Source organism: Streptomyces sp. NPDC002734 (genome assembly GCF_040295685.1).
In the GTDB taxonomy this organism is placed as follows: Bacteria; Actinomycetota; Actinomycetes; order Streptomycetales; family Streptomycetaceae; genus Streptomyces.
Genome location: NZ_JBEOVU010000001.1, coordinates 283,172 through 305,993, shown reverse-complemented (window position 1 = coordinate 305,993; position 22,822 = coordinate 283,172). Strand labels below are relative to the sequence as shown.

Here is a 22,822-nt window from a genome sequence, read left to right as displayed (position 1 = left end):
TGCTGATCTACTCCGCGATGGCCGTCTACACCCTGGCCTTCTTCGCCTACATCGCCGAGTGGACCTTCGGCAGCCGCAGCAAGGTGGCCCGCACGGCCTCCGCGCTCACGGGCGGCGCGGGCGCGCAGAAGAACGCCGCTTCCGCCCCGGCCGTGACGGTCAAGAAGGCCGGCGGCACCGCCGTGCTGGAGCGGCCCGAGGTCGTCGTCCGTTCCTCGGACGCCTCCCGCGCCGACGTCCCGGACGGCCCCGGCGCCCACGGCGGCGACGCGCAGGGCGACCTGTACGGCCGGATCGCGGTCTCGCTCAGCGTCCTCGGCTTCCTGCTGTCCTTCGGCGGCGTGCTGACCCGCGCGCTGTCCGTGCAGCGGGCGCCGTGGGGCAACATGTACGAGTTCAACATCACCTTCACCACGGTGGCCGTCGGCGTCTACCTGGCGCTGCTGGTCCTCCGCCGCAACGTCCGCTGGATGGGCCTGCCGCTGATCACCGTGGTCCTGCTGGACCTGGGTCTGGCGGTCACGGTCCTCTACACCGAGAGCGACCAGCTGGTCCCGGCGCTGCACTCGTACTGGCTGTACATCCACGTCTCCACCGCCATCCTCTGCGGCGCGGTGTTCTACGTGGCGGCGGTCTCCACGGTCCTCTACCTGTTCCGCGACTCCTACGAGGCCAAGCTGGCCGGCGGCGGCAAGCCGGGCCGCTTCGCCACCTCGGTCATGGAGCGGCTGCCCGCGTCCTCCTCGCTGGACAAGTTCGCCTACCGGGTCAACGCGGCGGTCTTCCCGCTGTGGACGTTCACGATCATCGCCGGCGCCATCTGGGCGGGCGACGCCTGGGGCCGCTACTGGGGCTGGGACCCCAAGGAGACCTGGTCGTTCATCACCTGGATCGCCTACGCCTGTTACCTGCACGCCCGGGCCACCGCGGGGTGGAAGGGCCGCAAGGCCGCCTACCTGGCGCTGATCGCCTTCGGCTGCTGGCTGTTCAACTACTACGGCGTCAACATCTTCGTCTCCGGCAAGCACTCCTACGCCGACGTCGGCTGACGCACCGCCCCCGTCGTTCCCGGAGCCGCCCCTGTGGAGGGGGCGGCTCCGGGCGTTCGGGCGGGCTGCTCTACCCTGGGCCGTCACTCGGCCCATCGGTGGAAGGAAAGCGTGAACATGGTGGCTGCTGCCCCGGTCCTGGAGGAGCTTCGGGAGGTCTGCCAGCCGCAGGCCAAGCTGGCCAGCCGCAACGGCGAGCACTGGGCCGGCCGGATGTACATGCGGGCTATCTCCCTGCGGGTGACGCGCCAGCTGGTGCGGACTTCGGTCACCCCGGACGCGCTGACCTGGACGATGGTGGTCTGCGGCGTCGCCGCGGGCGCCGCCCTGCTGATCCCCGGGCTCACCGGCGCGATCCTGGCCGCCGTGCTGTTCCAGCTGTTCCTGCTGTTCGACTGCGTCGACGGCGAGGTCGCCCGGTGGAAGGGCCAGAACAGCGCGGCCGGCATCTACGTCGACCGGCTCGGCGCCTACCTCGCCGACGCGGCGCTGCTGGCCGGCGCCGGCTTCCGGGCCGCCGGCTGGGGCGACGGCGGCTCCTTCGACGGCTGGGTCGCGCTCGGCCTGTTCACCGCCATGGGCGTCGTCCTGCTGAAGGCCTCCACCGACCTGGTGGACGTGGCCCGCGCCCGGCGCGGACTGGCGGTGGCCGACGACGAGTCGACGCGGCCCCGCTCCGAGGGCGTGGCCACCCTGCGCAAGCTGGCCGCCGCGTTCAAGATCCACCGGCTGACCAACGGCATCGAGGCGTCCCTCGTCCTCCTGGCCACCGCGGTGGTGGACGCGGCCCTGGGCAACCTGGACGCCACCCGGATCGCCCTGGTGGTCCTGGCGGCCGTGACCTGGGTGATGGTCCCGGCCCACCTGTTCTCGATCCTGTCCTCCTCGCGCCTGCGCTGAGCGCTCCTCCACGGCGCTGACCTGGGGTCATCGGCTCTGCCGATGGCCCCATCGGCATCACGGGGTGGTCCGGCGTGGCCCCGGGCGCCGGGCGCGCCGTAGCTTCGACGCATGACAACAGAGACGAAGGGGATCGCCCAGCTCACCACCGCCATGGTGCTGTCCGGGACGATCGGCGTGTTCGTGGTCGAGTCGGGGGCCTCCTCGCTCAACGTGGTGTTCTTCCGGGTGCTCTTCGGCGCGCTGGCCCTCGGCGTCTACGTCGCCGCCCGCGGCTGGATACGCGGGCACGGGTTCACCCGGCGCAGCCTGACGCTGACCGTCCTCGCCGGGCTGTTCATCGTGGGGAACTGGATCCTGCTGTTCGAGTCGTACGGCAACACCTCCATCTCGGTGGCGTCGGTCGTCTACCACATGCAGCCGTTCTTCGTGGTGATCTTCGGCGCCCTGCTCTTCCGGGAGCGGCTGGCCGCCGCCACCCTCGGCTGGGTGGCCGTCGCCTTCGCGGGCCTGGTCCTGGTCTCGGGCGTCCGGCCGGAGGACCTGACCGGCGGCGACGGCCGCTACCTGCTCGGCATCGGCCAGGCGCTGGGCGCCGCGGTGCTCTACGGACTGGCCACCCTGGTGGTCAAGCGGGTGCGGGGCGTGCGCCCGCACCTGATCGCCCTGGTGCAGGTGGTCGTCGGCATCCCGCTGCTGCTGCCGTTCGCCGACCTGGGCGCGATGGGCGGCGCGGGAGCCGGCGCCTGGGGCTGGCTGGTGGCGCTCGGCGTCTTCCACACCGGCGTGATGTACGTGCTGATGTACGCCGCCTACGCCAAGCTGCCCACCGCGAAGATCGCCGTGCTGGCCTTCGTCTACCCGGCCGTCGCGATGCTCACCGACTGGGCGGTGTACGGACACGTCATGGGCTGGCTTCAGGCGCTGGGCCTGCCGCTCATCGTCCTCGCGAGCCTGAAGGTGACGCTCAGGAAGCCGGCGGCCGCGCCTGCTGCTCCCGCAGCAGTCGCCGGGTCTGCTCCACGAACAGACGCGCCGCGGGAGGCAGTTGCTTCCCGGACCGCCACGCCAGTTGCGAGTGGAGAGTGAACGACGGCCGCCAGTCGAGGCGCTGAAGCGCCTGGGCGGCCAGCGCGTCGGCGACCGTGACCTCGGGGAGCAGGGCGATCCCCAGGCCGGTCGCCGCGGCGCGTTTGGTGGCCTCCACGGTGCCGAACTCCCGGAAGGCGACCGGCTCCCCGGCCGCCTCGGTGAGCTCGGCCTCGAACAGGTCGCGGAACGCGCAGCCGGACTCCACGGCGAGCAGCGTGGCCCCGCACAGCTCGGCGGTGGACAGGGGCCGGCCGGCGAGCGGGTGACCGGGGGCCGCCACCAGGGCCAGCGGCTCCGGCAGCAGGACCACCGTCTCCAGCCCGGCGTGCTCGGTGCGGGCCTCCATCAGGAAGCCCAGGTCGTAGACGCCGCGCCGGAGCGCGTCCCGCGTCTCGTCGCCGATGGTGGTGCGCAACGACAGCCGCACCTTCGGATAGCGGTGGTGGAACAGCTCGAACAGCGGCGGCAGCCGGTACGACGTCAGCGACTCGATGGTGCCGACGGTCAGCTGCCCGGACGGCTCGTCCGGCTCGACCGCGGCGGCACGGGCCTCGGCGGCCAGGTCCAGGAGGCGGCGGGCGTACGGCAGCAGCCGCTCCCCGGCCTCGGTGAGCCGGATGCGGCTGCCGAGGCGGTCGAAGAGGGCGACGCCCAGGTCCTGTTCCAGCGCCCGTACCTGCGCGGTCACCGTGGACTGCGCGTACGCCAGCTCGGCGGCCGCGCGGGTGAAGCTGAGCAGGGCGGCGACCTTCTCGAAGGTCGCCAGCAGCCGCAGGTCGAGCGCCGGGGACATGGGTCTCAGTTCTCCTTGCGGTTCTCGCCGCGCTCCTCGCGGCGCAGCTGCTCCTCGCGGCGGCGCAGGTCGGCCTCCCAGTCCTTCAGGAGGGCCTCGTCCCGCTTGTTCTCCTCGGCCAGCCGGGCGAGGAACGCCGGGTCGTCGTCCGGGGCGACGGGGGCCGAGGGGCGGTGGTTGCGGTGCCACTCGGAGGGCGTGGAGCCGCGGTGGGCGGCGGCGCCGTCACGGACCTTGCCGGCCACCAGCCAGGCGATCGGGCCGACCAGCACCTCGCCGAGGAAGAGGATGATCAGCACCCAGACCACCTTGGGCAGGCCGCGCACCTTCTCCTCGGGGGTGTTGAGGCAGTCGATGAAGGCGTAGATCCACAGGGCCAGCACCAACAGGAACGGCAGAATCCGGAGCATGCGCAAGTCCCCCCAGGACGCGACGAGTTGTTCGGACGGTGAGGACCGGCAGACTAGCGGCTGCGCAGGACAGCCCGCCGGGCGGCTCCAGGGGGAGCGTCAGGGGGCGGGCGCCGGCGCCGCGTGGCGGGGTGGTGGCCGGGTCCGTGGGGCGGGGCCGTCGCCGCGCGTCAGCTCTCCGGGGCGTCCTCGTCCCGGCCGCGTCGCTCGTCGCGCGGGTCCTCCCGCTGGTCGCGCTGCTGGGGGTCCTCGTCGTCCTTGCCGCGCCTGCGGGTCTCCTCGCCCAGCGACTTGAGGAAGTCGGGGTTGTCGTCCGGCGCCACGAAGCGCTGCCGGCGCTGCCCGCCGCGGGGACCGCCCCGCTGCTCGCCGCGCGGGCCGAAGGCGCCGTCGTTCGCGCCGCCGTGGCGGACCTTGCCCGCGACCAGCCACGCCACCGGGCCGATCAGCGCCGTGCCGAGCAGCAGGATCAGCATCGCCCAGATCGGCTTCGGCAGGACCCGGACGTCCTCCTCCGGGGTGTTCAGGCAGTCGATGAACGCGTAGATGGTCAGGGCCAGCACCAGGAGCAGCGGCAGGATCCTCAGCATGACGGGCGTACCCCCAGTGGAACGACGGCGGGACGGCGGCGGCCGACCCGTGACGTCACCAGGCTAGCGGCTGCGCGGGTGCTTCGTCCGAGGGGCGGACGCCACCTCCGCGAGGCCCTCGGCGATACTGGGGGGCATGGCTTACGACGATCTTCGCTCCTTCCTGCGGGCCCTGGAGCGCGACGGAGACCTGAAGCGGGTGACGGCCGAGGTCGACCCCCATCTGGAGGTCGGGGAGATCGTCGACCGGGTCCAGAAGTCGGGCGGCCCCGCGCTGCTCTTCGAGAACGTGCGCGGCTCCGCGATGCCGCTCGCGATGAACGTCTTCGGCACCGACCGGCGGCTGCTCAAGGCGCTCGGCCTGAAGTCGTACGAGGAGATCGGCGACATCATCGGCGGCCTCCTCAAGCCCGAACTGCCGCAGGGGTTCATGGGCGTCCGGGAGGCGTTCGGCAAGCTCGGGACCATGACGCACGTGCCGCCGAAGAAGGTGAAGGACGGCCCCGTGCAGGAGGTCGTGCTCACCGGCGACGACGTGGACCTCGACCAGCTCCCCGCGCTCTTCACCTGGCCGCAGGACGGCGGCGCGTTCTTCAACCTGGGCCTGACGCACACCAAGGACCCGGAGTCCGGCGTCCGCAACCTCGGCCTGTACCGGCTTCAGCGCCACGACAGGCGCACCATCGGCATGCACTGGCAGATCCACAAGGACAGCCGCAACCACTACCAGGTGGCGGCCCGCCGCGGCGAGCGGCTGCCGGTCGCGATCGCCTTCGGCTGCCCGCCCTCGGTCACCTACGCGGCGACCGCGCCGCTGCCGGGCGGGATCGACGAGTACCTGTTCGCCGGGTTCGTCGCGGGCCGGCGGATCGAGATGGTCGACTGCAAGACCGTCCCGCTCCAGGTCCCGGCCAACGCCGAGGTCGTTCTGGAGGGCTGGCTGGAGCCGGGCGAGATGCTGCCGGAGGGCCCCTTCGGCGACCACACCGGCTTCTACACGCCGCAGGAGCCGTTCCCCGCGCTGACCATCGACTGCGTCACCATGCGGAAGAAGCCGCTGCTGCAGTCCATCGTGGTCGGCCGGCCGCCGACCGAGGACGGGCCGCTGGGGCGGGCCACCGAGCGGTTCTTCCTCCCGCTGCTCAAGATCATCGTGCCGGACATCGTGGACTACCACCTCCCCGAGGCGGGCGGCTTCCACAACTGCGCGATCATCTCGATCGACAAGAAGTACCCGAAGCACGCGCAGAAGGTGATGCACGCCATCTGGGGCGCGCACATGATGTCGCTGACCAAGCTGATCGTCGTCGTCGACTCCGACTGCGACGTGCACGACCTGCACGAGGTCGCCTGGCGCGCCCTCGGCAACACGGACTACTCACGCGACCTCACGGTCGTCGAGGGCCCCGTCGACCACCTCGACCACGCTTCCTACCAGCAGTTCTGGGGCGGCAAGGCGGGCATCGACGCGACCGCGAAGTGGCCCGAGGAGGGGTACACGAGGGACGGCGGCTGGCCCGAGATGGTCCTGCCCGACCCGGAGACGGCGGCGAAGGTCGACCGCCGGTGGAAGGAGTACGGCATTGACCGCCGCCGCTGACGCCACGGGCGCCACAGGTCCTGTTCCCGCCGAACGCCGGCCGGGGCGGGTGAAGGCCTTCCTCCGCCTGGTGATGATCGAGCACTCGGTCTTCGCGCTGCCCTTCGCCTACATCGCGGCGCTCACCGCGATGTTCACGGTGGACCGCTCCGTGCACTGGGTCGACCTGCTGCTGGTGACCGTCGCCATGGTCGCGATGCGCACCTTCGCGATGGCCGCCAACCGGATCATCGACCGGGAGATCGACGCGCGGAACCCGCGGACCGCGCAGCGGGAGCTGGTCACCGGCGCCGTGTCGGTGCGGACGGCGTGGACCGGTGCGCTGGTCGCGCTCGCCGTCTTCCTGGTCACGGCGGCGCTGCTCAACCCGCTGTGCCTGATCCTCGCGCCGCTCGCGGCGATCCCGATGGTGGTCTACCCGTACGGCAAGCGGTTCACGAACTTCCCGCAGGCCATCCTGGGGCTCGCCCAGGCCATCGGCCCGCTCGGCGGCTGGCTGGCCGTCACCGGCGAGTGGTCCTGGGACGCCGTCGTACTGGGCGTCGCCGTCGGCGTGTGGATCGGCGGCTTCGACCTGATCTACGCGTGCCAGGACGTGGAGACGGACCGCGAGGTCGGCGTGAAGTCCGTCCCGGCGCGGTTCGGGATCCCCGCGGCGATCTGGGGCGCGCGTGGCTGCCACCTCGTCACCACCGCCCTCTTCGCCTGGTTCGGCCTCCTCACCGGGGCGGGCCTGTTCTTCTGGCTGGGCCTGCTGATCGTGGCGGGCGCGTTCGTCTACGAGCACACCATCGTCCGCCCGCACGACCTGTCCCGCCTCAACCGGGCGTTCTTCAGCGTCAACGGGTTCATCGGCATCGCCCTGTTCGTCTGTGCGCTGCTGGACCTGGTGGTGCGAGGCCTGACCGTCTGAGCCCGCGTGCGCCAGCAGTGCAGGCGGGACCGGCGTCCGGTCCGCCGGACCCCGGCGCGCCCGGCGGAGCCGCCCGCACCGATTGACCTGGCCGGCGTCGGCGTCGTGGTGGTGGGGCTCTTCTCCGCGAAGAGCGGCCCTAGGCCGCGCGGGCGCGGCGGGCGAGGAGGAAGGCGGCCGCGACGCCGGACAGCAGGCCTATCAGGTGGCCCTGCCAGCTGACCCCTGTCTGGGTGGGGGCCAGGCCCGCCAGGATCGAGCTGCCCCAGACCGCCGTGATCAGCACGGCGACCACCACGCCCAGCGGCCGGCGCTCCACGAAGCCGGAGACCAGCAGGAAGCCGAACAGGCCGAAGATCACCCCGGAGACCCCCGCCGTGTTCACCCCGGCCGGGGATATCAGCCAGACGCCCACCCCGTCGGCCACCATGATCAGCAGGCACACCGCGAGGAACCGCCGTATCCCGCCGAGCGCGGCGAGGAACCCGAGGACCAGCAGCGGCAGCGTGTTGGCCGCGACGTGGGCGAAGCCGAAGTGCACGAAGGCGGACGGGACGACGTCCGCCAGCTCGCCGGGGTCGCGCGGCACCACGCCGAAGCGGTCGAGGGCGTTGCCCGAGGCCGCGTCGACGATCTCCAGCACCCACAGCAGGGCGACCCAGCCCAGCATCAGCTTCCCGGCCAGCCGGACCCGCTCCCCGCGCGACACCTCCGCGCCCGGACCGGCGCCCGTACCGCCACCGATGGCTGCCATGGTCGTATCCCCCGTCTCCCTCTGCCGTGCCGGCGACCGCTCCGGCTTCCCTGACCTCACCTCTGTCCCCACAACGCTTTGCCCCCCTTGTCCGGTTCCCGGCCCCGCACGCCTGACCGAAATCGGTGCGCCGCCAGGAACGCGGTCACCCGCCGCGCCGCGGCGTACGCGCCGTGGTCCTGCCCGTGCCGGGGCTGTCGGGCCACGCCGGTAGGCTCGGGGTGTGAACGCAGGGGAAAAGCGGCGGACCCCTTGGATCGTGGGGGTCTCCGGGGCATCCGGCACGCCATACGCGGCGGCGGTGCTGCGCGGGCTGATCGAGGCCGGGGAGAGTGTCGACCTGGTGGTGAGCCGGGCTGCCCGGCTCACCCTGCTCGACGAGACCGGGATCTCCTTCCGGGACGCCCACTGGCAGGACGACCTGGACCGCTGGCTGGCCATGGGCGCCGACGGCAAGCCCGACACCTTCGACCCCGGCACCTCCGGGGAGGCCGCGGGCGACGTCCGGTACTGGGCGGCCGGCGACCTGGCCGCCGGGCCGTCGTCCGGTTCGTACCCGGCCCGCGGGATGCTGATCGTGCCCGCCTCCACCGCCTGTGTCGCGGGGGTCGCGCTGGGCCTCTCCAAGGACCTGCTGCAGCGTGCCGCGAGCGTGACGCTCAAGGAGCGCCGCCCGCTGGTGGTCTCCGTGCGTGAGACCCCGCTCAACGGGCAGACGCTGCGGCACCTGGTCACGCTGGACGACGCGGGGGCGAACGTCGTCCCCGCCTCCCCGGCCTTCTACGCGGGCGCCACCCACATCCAGGACCTGGTCGACTTCGTCGCCGGCCGGGTGCTCGACGCGGCGGGGGTCCCGCACACCCTGTACCGCAGGTGGAAGGGCGGACTCGGCGAGGCGAGGGCCGCCGGGAACTGATCACCGCACCACCCGTCGATCACCCGGACCGCATGACCGCCGCCGCTCATGCCGGTCCGTCCTCGGTCACACACGTCGCAGGAACACCTCACCGGAAGGCAATCGATCGCATGGACGCCGTGGACAGGCAGCTCATCCAGGCTCTCAGGGAGAACGGACGGGCCTCCTACGCGGAACTGGGACGCCTCGTCGGTCTGTCGGGGCCCAGCGTCACCGACCGCATCAACCGGCTGGAGGCGGCCGGGGTCATCACCGGGTACCGGGCCACCGTCGACGCCGCCTCGCTCGGCCTGGGCGTCACCGCGCTGATCGGCATCTCGCTCTCCGACGCCGCCGACCACGAGGAGGTGGCCACGCGGCTGAAGGAACTCCCGGAGATCGAGGACTGCTGGTTCATCGCGGGCGACGACAGCTACATGCTGAAGGTCCGCGCGGCGGACGTGGACGGGCTGGAGCGGATCATCCGGCGGCTCTCCGGCACCCACGGGGTGTCCCGGACCCGCACCACCATCGTGCTCTCCACCAAGTGGGAGAACCGGGTCGGGGAACTCCCCGAGGAGGTCTGAGGCGCGTCGGCACCCGGGACGCCCCGGCGACCCGGCGCCCTTTACGCCTACGCCCCACGCCCTCGACGCCCCGGCGGGTTCGCCGGGGCGTCGGGGGCGTCGAGGGCGTCCAGCCTGTGGAACCCGTTTGAGGGCAGCGGATGGTAAGGGCTAGGTTCGCAGCATGACCCTTACCTTCACGTTCGAACCGGTGATCACTCCTGCCGTCCGTGACGGGATCCTCGACCTCTGGACCGACGTGACCGACGCCGGCGGCGCCGTCGGCTTCGTGCCTCCGGCCGACCGCGACGCCATCCGTGCGGCGCTGGTCAAGCAGCTCACCCAGGTCGCCGACGGCACCGCCCGGCTGCTGATCGGGCAGGACGGCGACGGGCGGGTGCTGGCCACCGGGTTCCTGGCCTCCAACGGCCACCGGCTGATGCGGCACTGGGTGATGGCCTACACGGTGATGGTCCACCCGGCCCACCAGGGCAAGGGGTACGGCCGCGACCTGATGGCGGCCCTCGCCGACGCCGCCCGCTCCATGGAGGGGCTCGAGGCCGTCAAGCTCACCTGCCGCGGCGGCCTCGGCCTCGAACGCTTCTACGCCTCCTGCGGCTACAAGGAGGTCGGCCGCGTGCCCGGCGCCATCCGCGTCGCGCCGGGCGACGACCGGGACGACGTCACCATGTGGCTCCCGCTCACCTGACCTCCGTGCGACCGGCCCCCGCGCAAGATCCCTCCGGCGGCGTGTTTCACTGGACGGCAGTGCTCTCGACGGACGGAAGAGTGGGTTAGAGATGCTCCGCTACACACTGATGCGCCTCGGCATCTTCGTCGGCTGCTTCGCGGTCGTCTGGGGAGGCGTCTACGCCGGTGTGCTGCCGAGCGCCGTCGGCGACTCCAACGGCATCTGGGTCGTCCTGCTCGCCCTCGTCGTCTCCGCCCCGATCAGCTTCGTGGTGCTGCGCGGCGTGCGCGACCGCGCCTCCGAGCAGATCATCGAGCGGATGGACCGCGCCAAGGTCAACCTGGAGCTCAACCGAGCCCAGGAGGACTGACCTCCCCGCGCCACGCGTCGTCGGTGCCCCGTCTCCTCGCCGGAGACGGGGCGCTTGTCATTTCTCGGGCGGAAGAGCGTCTCACCTCACAAAGCAAGGCTTTGGGTATCCCAAAGCTTTGCTGTTAACGTATCCGCATGACGTCAGCAGCCGCGCCCCTCACGCCGCAGAGCCTCCGGCTCGTGGCGCGCCTGCACGTGGACCTCTGCCGCCGAACCACCGCGGCGTGTCGGCCCTGACGGAGCCTCCGGCCCGGTCCGGGTCCGACCTCGTTCCACATCTCTCGCGGCGCTGCTGACCGATCCGGGGCGCCGCTCCTCACCGTTTCGTTTCCCCGCGCCACCGCGCGTCCCCCCGACGGAGTGTGTCCGTGTCCGAGAACACGCATGCCGTGAGCAGGCCCAGGCGCCGGCTCAAGGTGCCCTTCTGGGTCCAGATCATCACCGGTCTGGTCCTCGGCGTCCTGCTGGGCTGGCTGGCCCGCAGCCAGGACCTGGCCTGGCTGGTCACCACCCTCGACAAGGTCGGCGGAACGTTCGTCCAGCTGCTGAAGCTGGCCGTCGCCCCGCTCGTCTTCTTCGCGATCCTGGTCTCCATCACCAACCTGCGGAAGGTCAACAACGCCGCCCGGCTGGCCTCCCGCACGCTGCTGTGGTTCCTGATCACCTCGCTGATAGCCGTGGTCATCGGCCTCGCCATCGGCCTGATCACCAACCCGGGCGCCGGCACCGGCCTGACCCCGAAGGACGGCGCCAAGCCGGAGAGCCAGGGCAGCTGGATCGACTTCCTGACGGGCATCATCCCGACCGACGTCATCACGCCGTTCACCGAGCTGAACGTGCTGCAGATCGTCTTCATGGCCGCCGTCGCCGGTATCGCCGCCCTCGCCATCGGCGAGAAGGCGCAGCCCGTGCTCGCCTTCAGCGAGTCGGTGCTCGAGCTGCTCCAGAAGGCGCTGTGGTGGGTCATCCTGCTCGCCCCGATCGGCACCGTCGGCCTCATCGGCCGCGCCATCGCCACCTACGGCTGGGACCTGATCGGCAAGTACGCGACCTTCACCGCCGACGTCTACATCGGCTGCGCGCTGGTGATGTTCGGCGTCTACCCGCTGCTGCTCGCCACGGTCGCCAAGGTCAGCCCGGTCCAGTTCTTCAAGGGCGCCTGGCCGGCCATCCAGCTGGCCTTCGTCTCCCGCTCCTCGGTCGGCACCATGCCGCTGACCGCCAAGGTCGTCGAGCGCCTCGGCGTGCCGCGCGAGTACACCTCGTTCGCCGTCCCGTTCGGCGCCACCACCAAGATGGACGGCTGCGCCGCCATCTACCCGGCGCTCGCCGCGATCTTCGTGGCGCAGATCTTCGACATCCAGCTCGGTGTGCAGGAGTACCTGCTGATCGCGTTCGTCGCGGTCGTCGGCTCCGCCGCCACGGCCGGTCTCACCGGCGCCACGGTGATGCTCACGCTGACCCTGTCGACGCTGGGCCTGCCGCTGGAGGGCGTCGGCCTGCTGCTGGCCATCGACCCGATCCTGGACATGATGCGCACCGCCACCAACGTGGCCGGCCAGGCGGTCGTCCCGGTGCTGGTCGCGGCCCGCGAGAACATCCTGGACCGCGACGCCTACCGCCGCGCCTCCGCCTCCCCGCTGGAGGGCGACGAGCCCGAGGTGCGCGACCGCGCTCCCGAGCCGGTGGGCGCCACCGCCTGACCCGCCCGCGCGGCCTGCCTCGGCGGAGGCAGGTCCGCCGTGGCCGGCTGCGCGAGCCCGCCTCCGCGAGCCACCGAAGGCCCCCTTCGCCCCTTCAGGGCGAAGGGGGCCTTCGTCCGTCCCGGAGGGCGAAGACGCCGTCCGGGCGAAACCGTGAGGGAACACACATCGGTGCGCCTGTCCGAACGGTCAGATCTGACCGTTCGGACAGTTACCGTGAGGTCATGGCACGCACGTCCAGCGGGCTGCACGAGCGACTGCTCGCCTCCGCCCTGCGCCTGTTCGTCTCCCGCGGTTTCCGCGGCACGTCCCTCGCGGACATCGCCGCCGACGTGGGCTGCTCCAAGGCGTCGTTGCTCTACCACTTCAGCAACAAGGAGGCGATCCTCACCGAGCTGCTGATGCCGGTGGGGAACGAGGTCTTCGACCTCGACGCCCGGCTGGCGGAGCTGGACGGCGAGGAGGCCGCGCGCACCGCCGTGCACTCCTTCGTCGGCATCACCCTGCGGTTCCGCCGCGAGATCAAGCTGCTCTTCGACAACCTCGCCGACGTCTCCTGCCTGCCCGACCTGGGCGTGGAAACCATCGACGGCATCCGTGACCGGCTGGTCGACGCCGTCGCCGGACGCTCCACCGATCCACGGGACCGCATCGCCGCCTCGATCGCCCTCGGCGGGATCTTCGCCACCGGCGCGGCCGACCTGCCGTACGACGACCGGACCCTGCGCGAGGCGCTGCTCACCGGCGCGCTCCGCACGCTCGACCTCGGCCCCGACCGGGCCGGCCTCGATTCAGAGCTCGGGAAGAACTAGAAGAAGGGCCCCTCTCCCATGGCGACCTTGCTCTACCGGTTGGGCCGCGCGTGCTTCGGGCGCCGCGGCCTGGTGGTGGCCGTGTGGCTGCTGCTGCTCGCCCTGATGGGCGGTGCGGCGGCGGCCTTCATGGGCACCACCACCAACGCGTTCCGGATGCCGGGGACCGAGTCCCAGCGCGCGATGGACGCACTGCAGAAGCAGTTCCCGCAGGCCGCGGGCGCCACCGGCACCGTGGTGGTCACCTCCGACGAGAAGCTGACCCCCGCCGACGTCGCGCCGGTCGTGAAGGACGCGGCCGCGATACCCGACGTGGTCGCCGCGATGGACCCGTTCCAGACGCGCTCGATCTCCCAGGACGGCCGATACGCGCTCGTCCAGGTCCAGTTCGAGGACGAGATCGCCGACATCACCGACGAGCAGCGCGAGGCCTACGCCGACCTGCCCGAGAAGTACGACGGCGAGGACGGCACGGTCCGCGTCGAGGTGGGCGGCGAGCTCGCCCAGACGCCGCCGGAGATCGGCTCCACCGAGGCGATCGGCGTGGTGATCGCGGCCGTGGTCCTGGTGGTCACCTTCGGCTCGCTGGTCGCCGCGGGCATGACGCTGCTCAACGCCCTGGTGGGCGTGGGCGTCGGCATGGCCGGTCTGTACGCGCTGACCGGGTTCGTCGAGCTCAACAGCACCAGCCCGGTGCTGGCGCTGATGCTGGGCCTGGCCGTCGGCATCGACTACTCCCTCTTCATCACCTCCCGTTACCGCGGCTTCCTCGTCGAGGGCATGGAGCGGCGCGAGGCGGCCGGACGGGCCATCGGCACCGCCGGCTCCGCGGTCGTCTTCGCCGGCGCCACCGTCGTCATCGCGCTGGCCGGTCTCTCGATCGTCGGCATCCCGTTCCTGTCGGCCATGGGCCTGGCCGCGGCGGCGACCGTCGCGGTGGCCGTGCTGGTGGCGCTCACCCTGCTCCCGGCGGTGCTCGCCTTCGCCGGGGACAAGATCCTGCCGCGCAAACTGCGCGACTCCGTCGCCGAGAAGCGCGAGGAGGGCGGCACCGTCGAGGTGAAGCAGGGCTTCGGCCACACCTGGGGCCGCCTGGCGCTCAAGCTGCGCATCCCGATCCTGATCGTCGGCGTCGCCGGTCTGGCCGCGCTGACGCTGCCCGCCCGCGACATGCACCTGGCGCTGCCGGACGCCGGCACCGCCGCCGTCGAGACCACCGAGCGGCAGGCGTTCGACCTGACCGCCGAGGGCTTCGGCCCCGGCTTCAACGGCCGCCTGATGGCCGTCGTCGCCGCCGACACCCCGGCCGCCACCAAGGCCGCGGTGCAGGACGTCACGACCTTGGTCAAGGACGTCAAGGGCGTCGCGGCCGTCGCCCCGCCGCAGTTCAACCAGGACGGCACGACGGCCCTGGTCGCCGTCGTCCCGACCACCGGGCCCACCGACACCGCCACCGAGGACACCGTCCACGCCATCCGCGGCAAGGTCGCCGACGTCCAGGGCGCCGACGTGGCGCTGACCGGCGTCACCGCGATCGGCATCGACATCTCCGAGAAGCTCGCCGACGCGCTGCCGATCTACCTGCTGCTGGTGGTCGGGCTGTCGGTGCTGCTGCTGATGCTGGTCTTCCGCTCGGTGCTGGTGCCGGTCAAGGCCGCGCTCGGCTTCCTGCTCACCGTCGGCGCGACCTTCGGGCTGACCACGGCCGTCTTCCAGCAGGGTCACCTCGCCGACCTGGTGGGCGTGGATACCCCGGGACCGCTGGTCAGCTTCCTGCCGATCATCCTCATCGGCATCCTCTTCGGCCTGGCCATGGACTACGAGGTCTTCCTGGTCTCCCGGATGCGCGAGGACTTCGTGCACGGGGCCCCCGCGCGGGAGGCCACCGTCAGCGGCCTCGGCCACAACGCCCGCGTGGTGACCGCGGCGGCGCTGATCATGACCGCCGTGTTCGCGGGCTTCGTCTTCGCCCACGACCCGATCATCAAGTCCATCGGCTTCGCGCTCGCGGTGGGCGTCCTGATCGACGCCTTCGTGGTGCGGATGACGCTGGTGCCGGCGATCATGTCGCTGCTGGGCCGCGGCGCCTGGTGGCTGCCGAAGTGGCTGGACCGCGCGCTGCCGGACCTCGACATCGAGGGGGAGAAGTTGCGGCACGCCCTCGCCGAGCCGGCTCCCGCCGACCGGGACAAGGTCTCGGTGGGCTGACGCCCGAGTCAGGCATTCCTTTTACCGACGAGGCCCCGGTGGATCCACCGGGGCCTCGTTATGGTTGCCGCATGGTTGAGGGAGCGGTGCGGACCCGACGGCTGCCACGGGCGGAACGCGAACGACAGATGATGGACGCCGCCGTCCGGGTGTTCGGCCGCCAGGGCTACCGCGGGGCCTCGATGGACGAGGTGGCCGAACTCGCCGGTGTCTCCAAGCCGTTGGTGTACCTGTACCTGAACTCCAAGGAGGACCTGTTCACGGCGTGCATCCGCCGTGAGGCGAAGGCCCTCACCGAGGCGGTCCGGGAGGGCGTCGCCGACCCCGCGCTGCCCGCCGACCGGCAACTCTGGGAAGGGCTCCACGCGTTCTTCCGCTACACCGCCGAGAACCCGGACGGCTGGGCCGTGCTGCACGTGCAGGCCCGCACGCACGGCGAGCCGTTCGCGGCGGAGGTCGCCGCGATGCGCGCCGAACTGGTCGTCTTCGTCACGCAGTTGATCGCGGTGGAGGCGCGGGCGGCGCACCGGGACCCGGACCTGCCCGAGCGGGAGGTCGCCGGGCTGGCGGAGGCGCTGGTGGGGGCGGCGGAGTCGCTCGCCGCCTGGGCCAACAGCACGGACGGGGTCTCCGCGCGGCAGGCCGCCGCGACGCTGATGAACTTCGCCTGGGCCGGCCTCGGCGACCTCACCGCGGGCCGCCCGTGGACCCCGCCGCCGGCCTGAGGGCGCGACGCGGGGTCCCCGCGGCTCCTACTCCAGGGGCGAGGTCTCGCCCTCGAGGTGGAGGCGGTCGCCGCCGCGGAGTTCGAAGCGGTCGCCGGACGCGCCGTACGCGACGGTGCCGGGAAGGAACACCGGCGCCCTGAACCGCACCGTCACCCGCCCCGCCTCCGGCATCCCGTGCGCCGCCACGCACCGCGCCGCCGTCCACATGCCGTGCGCGATGGCCCGGGGGAAGCCGAAGAGCCGGGCCGTCGCCGCCGTGAGGTGGATCGGGTTCCGGTCCCCGGACGCGGCCCCGTACCGCCGCCCCAGGTCACCCGCGAGCCGCCACTCCGCGGCCACCGGCAAGGCCTCGCGCTCCTCCGCCTCGGGGCGGTCCTCCCGCTCCGTGCGTTCCTCCCGCTCCGCGAGGGCCTCCGGCTCCGACCGGTCGTCGCCCTGCTCGCGGGCCCCCGCCGACGGGCCGACCCGGTGCCGCGCCAGGTACGTGCTCCGCGACTCCCACACCGGCTCGCCGTCCGCCCGCGCCTCGGTGACGACCGTCGCCTCCGTGCCCCGGCGGTGCGGCGCCAGCCCCGCCACGTGCACGGCGATCTCGTACGGCCGGTCCGCCGGCATCGCGGCCCGCCGGGTGACCTCGATCGAGGTGTGCACCAGCCCCAGCACCGGCAACGGGAAGGCCCGCTCGCTCATCAGCCGCATCGTCGGCGCGAAGCCCAGCACGTGCGGGTACGTCGCCGGCAGGGCGCCGTCCGCGTCGAACCCGCAGATCCGCTCGTACGCGGCCAGCCGCCCCGCGTCCGCGCGCACGGCGGGCAGCACCAGCCGGGTGCGCGGGTACGGCGCGTCGGGCCGCGGCCGCTTGGTGGGGGAGAGCAGCGCGCCGCGGGCCAGCAGCGGCGCCAGCGCGGGTGCGCGTGTCAGCACCACGTTGTGCGACTCCTCCGGCGCGGCCCCGGCCCCGGAGGCGGCACCCGGCCCCGATATCCCCTCGGTCATCGACTCACGCTCCCAGCATGCTCTGGCCGCAGACCCGGACCACCTGGCCGTTGACGCCCCCGGAGGCGGGGTTCGCGAACCAGGCGTGGGTCTCCGCGACGTCCACCGGCAGGCCGCCCTGGACCAGCGAGTTCATCCGCCGCCCGGCCTCCCGGATCATCAGCGGGACCGCCGCCGTCATCTTGGTCTCGATGAAACCGGGCGCCACCGCGTTGACCGTGACCCCGTGCTCGGCCAGCGCCCGCGGCGCCAGCGCGCGGACCAGGCCGACGATGCCGGCCTTGCTGGCCGCGTAGTTGGTCTGCCCGGAGTTGCCGGCGATGCCCGCGATGGAGGCGGTGGCGGTGATCCGGCCGCCGCGCGGGATGAGCCCCTGCGCCAGCAGCGTGTCCGTGGTGTGCAGCACGCTCGCCAGGTTGACGTCGAGGACCGAGGCCCAGCGGTCGGCCGGCATGTTGACCAGGCGGCGGTCGCGGGTGATGCCCGCGTTGTGGACCAGCACGTCCAGACGGCCGTCCGGCAGCACCGCGGCGATCCGGTCGGCGGCGTCGGCGGCGGTGATGTCCAGCCCGAGGGCCGTCCCGCCCAGCCGCCCGGCGAGGGCGCGGGCCTCCTCCTCGGCCTGCGGAACGTCCAGCACGACGACATGGGCGCCGTCCCGCGCCAGGGTTTCCGCGACCGACGCGCCGATGCCCCGCGCCGCCCCGGTGACCAGCGCGGTCCGGCCGGCCAGCGGACGGTCCCAGTCCTCGGGGACGGCCGGCTCGGTCTCGTCAACCTCCATCACCTGGCCGTCCACGAACGCCGACTTCGGGGAGAGCAGGAACCGAAGCGTGGACTCGGCGGAGGCGGCGTCGGTGAGGCGGACCAGGTTGACGGTCCTGCCCCGGCCGATCTCCTTGCCGAGGGAGCGGACGAAGCCCTCCAGACCCTGCTGGACCGCCGCCTGGTGGTGGTCGGCCGCGTCGAGCGGGGCGCCGAGGACGACCACCCGGCCGGAGTCGGCGATCGCGCGGACCACGGGGTGCAGCGCGGCGTGCACCTCCGCCAGTGCCTCCACGGTGCGCACGCCGGTGGCGTCGACCACCACCGCGGCGGGCCGCTCGACACCCCCGGTGCGCACGTCCAGCCCGGTGTGGGCGAGGACCGGGGCCAGGTCGACGGCCGGCTTCCCGGCCGTCAGGTGGAGCACGGGGCCGTCCAGCGACGGCTGTTCGGCCGACCACCGGCGCAACGGGGCGGGCTGCGGCAGGCCCAGCCGCTTGGTGAGGAAGCGGCCGGGCGCGGTCCGGGTGAAGCTCTGATAGCGGTCGGCCATGTGGGGGCTCCCAGGCATGTGCTGTACGGACGGGGTGGGCTTACTCTGCAGTAAGGTTACCGATGGTAAGGCCCTGCGTGCCGGGCCGACGGGCCGGGCAGGACCAGTGGTAGGCCGCCGATGGTAGGGCGGCTCGAGGAACAAGGTAAGGAGCAGGCCGAGATGAGCGATTCCCTGCAGCCCCCGGCGACCCGCCGCGTCGCCGTCGTCGGCGGCACCCGCATTCCCTTCGCCCGCTCCGACGGCCCCTACGCCACCGCCTCCAACCAGGAGATGCTGACCGCCGCGCTCGACGGCCTGGCCGAGCGGTACGGACTGCGGGAGCCCGGCGCGGTCGGCGAGTTCGTGGCCGGCGCGGTCCTCAAGCACAGCCGCGACTTCAACCTGGCGCGCGAGACGGTGCTGGGCTCGGGGCTGGACGCGCGCACTCCCGCCTACGACATCCAGCAGGCCTGCGGCACCGGGCTCCAGGCGGTGATCGCGGTCGCCAACAAGATCATGCTCGGACAGCTGGAGTCCGGGGTGGCGGGCGGCGCGGACACCGCCAGCGACGCGCCGCTCGCCCTGAACGACCGACTGCGCAGGATCCTCCTGGAGGCCCGCCGGGCGAAGTCCGCGGGCGCGCGCCTCAAGGTGCTGTCCAAGGTGCGCCCGTCCCACCTGGTGCCCGACATCCCGCGCAACGCGGAGCCGCGCACCCACCTGTCGATGGGCGAGCACGCGGCGGTCACCGCCCGTGCCTGGGGCATCGGCCGCGAGGCGCAGGACGAGCTGGCCGCGGCCAGCCACCGCAAGCTGGCCGCCGCCTACGAACGCGGTTTCTTCCAGGACCTGGTGGTGCCCTTCAAGGGCCTGGAGCGCGACCAGAACCTGCGGCCCGGCTCCACGGTCGAGAAGCTGGCCACGCTCAAGCCGGTCTTCGGCCTGGACGGTCCGAACCCGACGATGACGGCGGGCAACTCCACGCCGCTCACCGACGGCGCGGCCACCGTGCTGCTGGCGAGCGAGGAGTGGGCGCGGGCCCGCGGGCTGAAGCCGCTCGCCTACCTGACCGCCTACGAGACGGCGGCCGTGGACTTCGTCCACGGAGACGTCGCCGGGGGCGGCGGGGAAGGGGCCGCCGGTGGCGACGGCGGTGGCGACGGCCTGCTGATGGCTCCCGCGTACGCGGTGCCGCGCATGCTGGAGCGCGCCGGGCTGGGCATCGAGGACTTCGACCTGGTCGAGATCCACGAGGCGTTCGCCTCGCAGGTGCTGGCCACGCTGGCCGCCTGGGAGAAGCAGGGCCTGGCCCCGGTGGACCGGGACCGGCTGAACGTCGCCGGCTCCTCGCTGGCCACCGGGCACCCCTTCGCCGCCACCGGCGCCCGGGTCGTCGCCACCCTGGCCAAGCTGCTCGCCGAGCGGGAGGGCCCGGCCCGCGGCCTGATCTCCGTCTGCGCGGCCGGCGGCCAGGGCGTCACGGCGATCCTGGAGAAGGCCTGAGACACGCGTCGGGCGGGCGGTCCGCGTCGGACCGCCCGCCCGGGCGGAAAGGCAGGAGCCCCCGGACGCCGGTCATGACCGGCAGGGGGCTCCTTGGGTACTGCACTCGTTCCGGAATCAACTCAACCGGAGCAGAGCATCGGGCTCACTTCGAGCCGGAGGCTTACTGCGGGGTGACGTTCTCCGCCTGCGGGCCCTTCGGACCCTGGGTCACGTCGAAGGTCACCGCCTGGTTCTCCTCGAGCGAGCGGAAGCCGCTCGCGTTGATCGCGGAGTAGTGGACGAAGACGTCGGGGCCGCCGCCTTCCTGGGCAATGAAGCCAAAGCCCTTTTCGGCGTTGAACCACTTCACGGTTCCGGTAGCCATAAGCCCTCCTTGGGCCCAAAGGGTTGCCCTGCTCCAGAACCTGCAAGTGTCCGAAACAACTGCGAAGTCTGAAAACGACGAGAGCCCGCGGTCACATGCTCCGCAGGCTCTGTACTGCAAGGGAAACCAAACTGCAACTTGCTGCGAGCCTAGCACGCACGGGCCGGGAATCAAGAGAGGGCAAGATCACGTCACTCGTGTGCATAAAAAGCGCAGATCGGGGTTGACGGAGGGGTTCCGCCATGTGGGCGATCCGGAGGTGGACGGGTCGCTCGGCCGGCATCGGAAGAAGGGGCGCGCGCGGGCGCACCCTGAACGCCAGGTTGCGCCGGACGGGGTCTAGTCTCGCGATGTGGACAATTCTCGCATCCGGCCGCGCGTCGGCCACATCCAGTTCCTGAACTGCCTGCCTCTCTATTGGGGGCTCGCGAGAACAGGCACGCTCCTCAACCTGGAGCTGACCAAGGACACCCCGGAGAAGCTCAGCGAGAAGCTGGTGGCCGGCGACCTCGACATCGGCCCGATCACCCTCGTCGAGTTCCTGAAGCACGCCGACGAACTGGTCGCCTTCCCCGACATCGCGGTCGGCTGCGACGGGCCCGTGATGTCCTGCGTGATCGTCTCGCAGCTGCCGCTGGACCAGCTCGACGGCGCCCGGGTCGCCCTCGGTTCCACTTCGCGGACCTCCGTGCGGCTGGCGCAGCTGCTGCTGCAGGAGCGTTTCGGCGTCACCCCCGAGTACTTCACCTGCCCGCCGGACCTGGGCGCGATGATGCTCGAGGCCGACGCCGCCGTGCTGATCGGCGACGCCGCGCTGCGGGCCAGCCTGCACGACGCGCCCCGGCTCGGACTCGCGGTCCACGACCTCGGCACGCTGTGGAAGGAGTGGACGGGCCTTCCGTTCGTCTTCGCCGTCTGGGCCGCCCGCCGCGACTACCTGGAACGAGAGCCGGAGCTCACCCGCCGCGTCCACGAGGCGTTCCTGGCCTCCCGCGACCTCTCCCTGGAGGAGGTCACCAAGGTCGCCGAACAGGCCGCCCGCTGGGAGGCCTTCGACGCCGAGCTCCTGGAGCGGTACTTCACCACCCTGGACTTCCGCTTCGGCCCGGAACAGCTCGGCGCGGTCACCGAGTTCGCCCGCCGCGTCGGCCCCACCACGGGCTTCCCGGCGGACGTGAAGGTGAACCTCCTGGAGGCGTAGGCCGCAGGGTGCTGTCGGTGCCGGGTGCCACCATGCGCGGCGTGCGGGAGTGACCCGCACCTTCCGACCCCGGAGGGGCAGCGCATGGGCACCTGGGACACCGGCCCGTTCGACAACGACACGGCGGCGGACTTCTGCGATGCCCTGGACGCCGCGGTGCCGGGGGAGCGGGCCGGCATGGTGCGAGCCGTGCTCCTGCGGGCCGCTCGGACGGACGCGACGGCACACTGCGACGGCGGCACGGGCGAGCTTGCCCTGGCGGCGGCCGCCCTGGTCGCCGCCCAGTGCCCGCGTGGTGCTTCGGTGACCGGCGACCGTGGCCCGGAGGAACCGCTGCCCGGCCTGACCCACCTGCGTGTGCTCGCTGCCGAGGCGGTGGAGCGCGTCCTCACCGAGCCGTCCGACCTGCTGGAGGACTGGGAGGGCGCTCGCGGCAGGCTCTGGAGGTCCCGTATGCACGGGGTGTGGGAGGCCTTGCTGCCGGAACCGGTGGGCGAGCAACTTGCCTGCTTCTGACCGCCGCGGCCCCTCCTGTGCGGGTCCGGCCTAGGCTGGCCGGGTGACGACCGAGCTGTGGGCGGCGGTGATCGCGGCCGGGTGGGGCGCGGTGGCCGGAGGGCTGGCCGGGAGGCCCGCCTACCGGCTGGCCGTGCCGCCGGACGAGCCGTGGCGGGCGGCGTGCCCGGCCGGGCACCCGCTGCCCGGCTGGGTCGGCGCCGCCCGCTGCCGGAGCTGCCCCGGCCCCTACGGCGGCGGCCGCGTGGCCCTGCCGGTCGTCACCGCCCTGCTCTGCGCGGCCGTCGCGGTGGCCACCGGACCGCGGCCGGAGCTGCTGGTGTGGCTCCTGCTGACGCCCGTGGGAGTGCTGCTGGCCGCCGTGGACGCCCGGGTGCACCGGCTGCCCGACGTGCTGACCCTGCCCTGCGCCGCCGCGGCCCTCGTCCTCCTCGGTGTCGCGGCCCTGCTGCCCGAGCACGGCGGCCGCTGGACGGGCGCGCTGCTCGGCGCGGCGGCCCTGGCCGGGGGGCACCTGGTGCTGCACCTGGTCAGCCCGGCCGGGATGGGGTTCGGGGACGTCAAACTCACCCTCACCACCGGCGCGGTGCTCGGCTGGTACGGCTGGGGGGTCCTGCTGCTCGGGGCCTTCGCCGGGTTCCTGCTCGGCGGGCTGTACGGCCTGGGCCTGGTGGTCCTGCGCCGGGGCGGCCGCCGCACGGAGATGCCGTTCGGCCCGTTCCTGCTGGCGGGCGCCTTCCTCGGCCTGCTGACCGGGGCCTACGCCGCCATGGCCCAGGGCGTCTGACCTCGGGCCGGACCGGTTGTCCACAGGCGAAGTCCGGTCCCTCGCACCCCTGGCGTAGGCTGATGCGGTCCGTCCA

General features: G+C 72.6%; 23 protein-coding genes and 1 pseudogene. 17 read left to right on the top strand and 7 right to left on the bottom strand.

Translation table 11 applies throughout. The features are described from left to right. The first annotated feature begins 17 nt into the window (after positions 1-17). The 3 genes from ccsB (at position 18) to ABT026_RS01390 (ending at position 3,038) form a co-directional block, all read left to right on the top strand. Positions 18-1,049 carry a c-type cytochrome biogenesis protein CcsB gene (gene ccsB / locus ABT026_RS01400; RefSeq protein ID WP_351111023.1) on the top strand — a complete coding sequence of 344 codons (1,032 nt, stop codon included), beginning with the start codon at positions 18-20 and terminating at the stop codon, positions 1,047-1,049. 117 nt (positions 1,050-1,166) lie between these two features. Then, the gene (locus tag ABT026_RS01395) at positions 1,167-1,949 is read left to right on the top strand and encodes a CDP-alcohol phosphatidyltransferase family protein (protein ID WP_502967874.1); all 783 of its coding nucleotides are present in this window, start codon (positions 1,167-1,169) and stop codon (positions 1,947-1,949) included. A gap of 111 nt (positions 1,950-2,060) precedes the next feature. Beyond that, complete coding sequence (locus ABT026_RS01390) at positions 2,061-3,038, top strand: DMT family transporter (protein ID WP_351110887.1); 978 nt, start codon at positions 2,061-2,063, stop codon at positions 3,036-3,038. On the opposite strand, the pseudogene ABT026_RS01385 reads toward ABT026_RS01390, so the two are convergent. From ABT026_RS01385 to ABT026_RS01375, 3 genes and pseudogenes are all read right to left on the bottom strand, one after another. Continuing rightward, positions 3,013-3,834, bottom strand: a pseudogene (locus ABT026_RS01385) (LysR family transcriptional regulator); the annotation flags it as partial. The gene ABT026_RS01390 and the pseudogene ABT026_RS01385 sit on opposite strands and share 26 nt — an antisense overlap. A 5-nt stretch (positions 3,835-3,839) precedes the next feature. Then, positions 3,840-4,244: a PLD nuclease N-terminal domain-containing protein gene (locus tag ABT026_RS01380; RefSeq protein ID WP_351110885.1), complete on the bottom strand. Its 405-nt coding sequence runs from the start codon at positions 4,242-4,244 to the stop codon at positions 3,840-3,842. Positions 4,245-4,414: 170 nt separating this feature from the next. Continuing rightward, positions 4,415-4,834, bottom strand: a complete 420-nt coding sequence (locus tag ABT026_RS01375) for a PLD nuclease N-terminal domain-containing protein (RefSeq protein ID WP_351110883.1) — start codon at positions 4,832-4,834, stop codon at positions 4,415-4,417. A gap of 136 nt (positions 4,835-4,970) precedes the next feature. On the opposite strand from ABT026_RS01375, the gene ABT026_RS01370 reads away from it, so the two are divergent. Beyond that, positions 4,971-6,434 (top strand): menaquinone biosynthesis decarboxylase, encoded by a 1,464-nt coding sequence (locus ABT026_RS01370; protein ID WP_351110881.1) that lies wholly within the window; start codon positions 4,971-4,973, stop codon positions 6,432-6,434. After that, a complete protein-coding gene (gene mqnP / locus ABT026_RS01365; protein WP_351110879.1) occupies positions 6,418-7,347 on the top strand; it encodes a menaquinone biosynthesis prenyltransferase MqnP in 930 nt (309 codons plus the stop codon). The genes ABT026_RS01370 and mqnP overlap by 17 nt, the downstream gene beginning before the upstream one ends. 139 nt (positions 7,348-7,486) lie before the next feature. On the opposite strand, the gene ABT026_RS01360 is transcribed toward mqnP, so the two are convergent. Continuing rightward, positions 7,487-8,101, bottom strand: a complete 615-nt coding sequence (locus ABT026_RS01360) for a rhomboid family intramembrane serine protease (RefSeq protein ID WP_351110877.1) — start codon at positions 8,099-8,101, stop codon at positions 7,487-7,489. A 223-nt stretch (positions 8,102-8,324) separates the two neighbouring features. On the opposite strand from ABT026_RS01360, the gene ABT026_RS01355 reads away from it, so the two are divergent. The 8 genes from ABT026_RS01355 to ABT026_RS01320 all read left to right on the top strand — a co-directional run bounded on the left by ABT026_RS01355 (position 8,325) and on the right by ABT026_RS01320 (position 16,073). Further along, the gene (locus tag ABT026_RS01355; protein WP_351110875.1) at positions 8,325-9,017 is read left to right on the top strand and encodes a UbiX family flavin prenyltransferase; all 693 of its coding nucleotides are present in this window, start codon (positions 8,325-8,327) and stop codon (positions 9,015-9,017) included. Between the two features lie 110 nt (positions 9,018-9,127). Continuing rightward, positions 9,128-9,583, top strand: a complete 456-nt coding sequence (locus ABT026_RS01350; protein ID WP_351110874.1) for an Lrp/AsnC family transcriptional regulator — start codon at positions 9,128-9,130, stop codon at positions 9,581-9,583. Between the two features lie 163 nt (positions 9,584-9,746). Beyond that, entirely contained in the window at positions 9,747-10,271 is a 525-nt protein-coding gene (locus ABT026_RS01345) for a GNAT family N-acetyltransferase (RefSeq protein WP_351110872.1), read from the top strand. A gap of 91 nt (positions 10,272-10,362) precedes the next feature. Further along, a complete protein-coding gene (locus tag ABT026_RS01340; protein ID WP_351110870.1) occupies positions 10,363-10,623 on the top strand; it encodes a DUF4229 domain-containing protein in 261 nt (86 codons plus the stop codon). Positions 10,624-10,987: 364 nt separating this feature from the next. Then, positions 10,988-12,328 (top strand): dicarboxylate/amino acid:cation symporter, encoded by a 1,341-nt coding sequence (locus tag ABT026_RS01335; RefSeq protein WP_502967873.1) that lies wholly within the window; start codon positions 10,988-10,990, stop codon positions 12,326-12,328. A gap of 224 nt (positions 12,329-12,552) precedes the next feature. Then, complete coding sequence (locus ABT026_RS01330; protein WP_351110866.1) at positions 12,553-13,140, top strand: TetR/AcrR family transcriptional regulator; 588 nt, start codon at positions 12,553-12,555, stop codon at positions 13,138-13,140. Positions 13,141-13,158: 18 nt separating this feature from the next. Then, a complete protein-coding gene (locus ABT026_RS01325) occupies positions 13,159-15,348 on the top strand; it encodes an MMPL family transporter (protein WP_351110864.1) in 2,190 nt (729 codons plus the stop codon). Between the two features lie 71 nt (positions 15,349-15,419). Then, positions 15,420-16,073 carry a TetR/AcrR family transcriptional regulator gene (locus ABT026_RS01320; RefSeq protein WP_351110862.1) on the top strand — a complete coding sequence of 218 codons (654 nt, stop codon included), beginning with the start codon at positions 15,420-15,422 and terminating at the stop codon, positions 16,071-16,073. Positions 16,074-16,100: 27 nt separating this feature from the next. Here ABT026_RS01320 and ABT026_RS01315 read toward each other — a convergent pair whose 3' ends face one another. Then, positions 16,101-17,072 carry a MaoC/PaaZ C-terminal domain-containing protein gene (locus ABT026_RS01315; RefSeq protein WP_351110860.1) on the bottom strand — a complete coding sequence of 324 codons (972 nt, stop codon included), beginning with the start codon at positions 17,070-17,072 and terminating at the stop codon, positions 16,101-16,103. A gap of 4 nt (positions 17,073-17,076) precedes the next feature. Continuing rightward, positions 17,077-18,390: a 3-oxoacyl-ACP reductase gene (locus tag ABT026_RS01310; protein ID WP_351110858.1), complete on the bottom strand. Its 1,314-nt coding sequence runs from the start codon at positions 18,388-18,390 to the stop codon at positions 17,077-17,079. A gap of 162 nt (positions 18,391-18,552) precedes the next feature. On the opposite strand from ABT026_RS01310, the gene ABT026_RS01305 reads away from it, so the two are divergent. After that, positions 18,553-19,875, top strand: coding sequence for an acetyl-CoA C-acetyltransferase (locus ABT026_RS01305; protein WP_351110857.1), 1,323 nt, complete (start codon positions 18,553-18,555; stop codon positions 19,873-19,875). A gap of 163 nt (positions 19,876-20,038) precedes the next feature. Here ABT026_RS01305 and ABT026_RS01300 read toward each other — a convergent pair whose 3' ends face one another. Further along, positions 20,039-20,242: a cold-shock protein gene (locus ABT026_RS01300; protein ID WP_108954893.1), complete on the bottom strand. Its 204-nt coding sequence runs from the start codon at positions 20,240-20,242 to the stop codon at positions 20,039-20,041. A gap of 352 nt (positions 20,243-20,594) precedes the next feature. Here ABT026_RS01300 and ABT026_RS01295 point away from each other — a divergent pair, with 352 nt between their 5' ends. The 3 genes from ABT026_RS01295 (at position 20,595) to ABT026_RS01285 (ending at position 22,746) form a co-directional block, all read left to right on the top strand. Beyond that, positions 20,595-21,443, top strand: coding sequence for a menaquinone biosynthetic enzyme MqnA/MqnD family protein (locus ABT026_RS01295; RefSeq protein ID WP_351110855.1), 849 nt, complete (start codon positions 20,595-20,597; stop codon positions 21,441-21,443). A gap of 84 nt (positions 21,444-21,527) precedes the next feature. Continuing rightward, on the top strand, positions 21,528-21,959 hold the full coding sequence (locus tag ABT026_RS01290; RefSeq protein WP_351110853.1) for a DUF4259 domain-containing protein: 432 nt from the start codon (positions 21,528-21,530) through the stop codon (positions 21,957-21,959). Between the two features lie 43 nt (positions 21,960-22,002). Further along, positions 22,003-22,746 (top strand): prepilin peptidase, encoded by a 744-nt coding sequence (locus ABT026_RS01285; RefSeq protein WP_351110851.1) that lies wholly within the window; start codon positions 22,003-22,005, stop codon positions 22,744-22,746. The last annotated feature ends 76 nt before the right edge of the window (positions 22,747-22,822 follow it).

Bases quoted from the DNA above. Each gene is read 5' to 3' on its own strand.
- ccsB (WP_351111023.1), top strand. From the start codon at position 18: ATGGCCGTCTACACCCTGGCCTTCTTCGCCTACATCGCCGAGTGGACC.
- ABT026_RS01395 (WP_502967874.1), top strand. From the start codon at position 1,167: ATGGTGGCTGCTGCCCCGGTCCTGGAGGAGCTTCGGGAGGTCTGCCAG.
- ABT026_RS01390 (WP_351110887.1), top strand. From the start codon at position 2,061: ATGACAACAGAGACGAAGGGGATCGCCCAGCTCACCACCGCCATGGTG.
- ABT026_RS01380 (WP_351110885.1), bottom strand. From the start codon at position 4,244: ATGCTCCGGATTCTGCCGTTCCTGTTGGTGCTGGCCCTGTGGATCTAC.
- ABT026_RS01375 (WP_351110883.1), bottom strand. From the start codon at position 4,834: ATGCTGAGGATCCTGCCGCTGCTCCTGGTGCTGGCCCTGACCATCTAC.
- ABT026_RS01370 (WP_351110881.1), top strand. From the start codon at position 4,971: ATGGCTTACGACGATCTTCGCTCCTTCCTGCGGGCCCTGGAGCGCGAC.
- ABT026_RS01360 (WP_351110877.1), bottom strand. From the start codon at position 8,101: ATGGCAGCCATCGGTGGCGGTACGGGCGCCGGTCCGGGCGCGGAGGTG.
- ABT026_RS01350 (WP_351110874.1), top strand. From the start codon at position 9,128: ATGGACGCCGTGGACAGGCAGCTCATCCAGGCTCTCAGGGAGAACGGA.
- ABT026_RS01345 (WP_351110872.1), top strand. From the start codon at position 9,747: ATGACCCTTACCTTCACGTTCGAACCGGTGATCACTCCTGCCGTCCGT.
- ABT026_RS01340 (WP_351110870.1), top strand. From the start codon at position 10,363: ATGCTCCGCTACACACTGATGCGCCTCGGCATCTTCGTCGGCTGCTTC.
- ABT026_RS01330 (WP_351110866.1), top strand. From the start codon at position 12,553: ATGGCACGCACGTCCAGCGGGCTGCACGAGCGACTGCTCGCCTCCGCC.
- ABT026_RS01325 (WP_351110864.1), top strand. From the start codon at position 13,159: ATGGCGACCTTGCTCTACCGGTTGGGCCGCGCGTGCTTCGGGCGCCGC.
- ABT026_RS01320 (WP_351110862.1), top strand. From the start codon at position 15,420: ATGGTTGAGGGAGCGGTGCGGACCCGACGGCTGCCACGGGCGGAACGC.
- ABT026_RS01315 (WP_351110860.1), bottom strand. From the start codon at position 17,072: ATGACCGAGGGGATATCGGGGCCGGGTGCCGCCTCCGGGGCCGGGGCC.
- ABT026_RS01310 (WP_351110858.1), bottom strand. From the start codon at position 18,390: ATGGCCGACCGCTATCAGAGCTTCACCCGGACCGCGCCCGGCCGCTTC.
- ABT026_RS01305 (WP_351110857.1), top strand. From the start codon at position 18,553: ATGAGCGATTCCCTGCAGCCCCCGGCGACCCGCCGCGTCGCCGTCGTC.
- ABT026_RS01300 (WP_108954893.1), bottom strand. From the start codon at position 20,242: ATGGCTACCGGAACCGTGAAGTGGTTCAACGCCGAAAAGGGCTTTGGC.
- ABT026_RS01290 (WP_351110853.1), top strand. From the start codon at position 21,528: ATGGGCACCTGGGACACCGGCCCGTTCGACAACGACACGGCGGCGGAC.